Below are 1,847 nucleotides of genomic sequence, written 5' to 3' on the forward strand. Positions count from 1 at the left end.
TACTGATGCTCCATTGCTATCTGTTACTTTATAAGTTACCTTGTAAGTTCCAGCCTTATTCATATCTACATTATTGTATATGATATTTGCTTCTGTTAACTTAATATCCTTATCTTCTTCGTCATAAGCAGTTACTCCTTCTAATGGATTGAAAGATTCTCCTACAGTTAAGACCTTGTCTTCCGCCTTTATAACTGGTACATGATTTATTACTTCTTGCTTTGGATTTACCTTAACAGTTATTGTCTTAGTTACTGATGCTCCATTGCTATCTGTTACTTTATAAGTTACCTTGTAAGTTCCAGCTTTCTCCATGTTAACATCATTAAAGATTATATTTGACTCTGTTAATTTAATATCCTTATCCTCTTCGTCATAGGCAGTTACTCCCTCTAAAGGATTGAAAGATTCTCCTACGGTTAAGACCTTGTCTTCCGCCTTTATAACTGGTACATGATTTATCACTTCTTGCTTTGGATTTACCTTAACAGTTATTGTCTTAGTTACTGATGCTCCATTACTATCTGTTACTTTATAAGTTACCTTGTAAGTTCCAGCCTTATTCATATCTACATTATTGTATATAATGTTTGCTTCTGTTAACTTAATATCCTTATCTTCTTCGTCATAAGCAGTTACTCCTTCTAAAGGATTGAAAGATTCTCCTACGGTTAAGACCTTGTCTTCCGCCTTTATAACTGGTACATGATTTATTACTTCTTGCTTTGGATTTACCTTAACAGTTATTGTCTTAGTTGCTGATGCTCCATTACTATCTGTTACTTTGTAAGTTACCTTATAAGTTCCAGCTTTCTCCATGTTAACATCATTAAAGATTATATTTGCCTCTGTTAACTTAATATCCTTATCTTCCTCATCATAAGCAGTTACTCCCTCTAATGGATTGAAAGATTCTCCTACGGTTAAGACCTTGTCTTCCGCCTTTATAACTGGTACATGATTTATCACTTCTTGTTTTGGATTTACCTTAACAGTTATTGTTTTAGTTACTGATGCTCCATTACTATCTGTTACTTTGTAAGTTACCTTATAAGTTCCAGCCTTATTCATATCTACATTATTGTATATGATATTTGCTTCTGTTAACTTAATATCCTTATCCTCTTCGTCATAAGCAGTTACTCCCTCTAATGGATTGAAAGATTGTCCTACGGTTAAGACCTTGTCTTCCGCCTTTATAACTGGTACATGATTTATTACTTCTTGCTTTGGATTTACCTTAACAGTTATTGTCTTAGTTACTGAAGCTCCATTACTATCTGTTACTTTGTAAGTTACCTTATAAGTTCCAGCTTTCTTCATGTTAACATCATTAAAGATTATATTTGCCTCTGTTAACTTAATATCCTTATCCTCTTCATCATAGGCAGTTACTCCTTCTAATGGATTGAAAGATTGTCCTACGGTTAAGACTTTGTCTTCCGCCTTTATAACTGGTACATGATTTATTACTTCTTGTTTTGGATTTACTTTAACAGTTATTGTCTTAGTTACTGATGCTCCATTACTATCTGTTACTTTGTAAGTTACCTTATAAGTTCCAGCCTTATTCATATCTACATTATTGTATATGATGTTTGCTTCTGTTAACTTAATATCCTTATCCTCTTCGTCATAAGCAGTTACTCCTTCTAATGGATTGAAAGATTCTCCTACGGTTAAGACCTTGTCTTCCGCCTTTATAACTGGTACATGATTTATTACTTCTTGCTTTGGATTTACCTTAACAGTTATTGTCTTAGTTACTGATGCTCCATTGCTATCTGTTACTTTATAAGTTACCTTGTAAGTTCCAGCTTTCTCCATGTTAACATCATTAAAGATTA

The 1,847-nt window shown here is 33.1% G+C and carries 1 protein-coding gene; it reads right to left on the bottom strand.

Translation table 11 applies throughout. The features are described from left to right. Positions 1–1,847 (bottom strand): immunoglobulin-like domain-containing protein (locus tag AC4FQV_RS11840; RefSeq protein WP_491165600.1); only part of this gene is annotated, 1,847 nt, incomplete at both ends.

It is taken from the genome of Clostridium sp. TJA038, assembly GCF_058310255.1.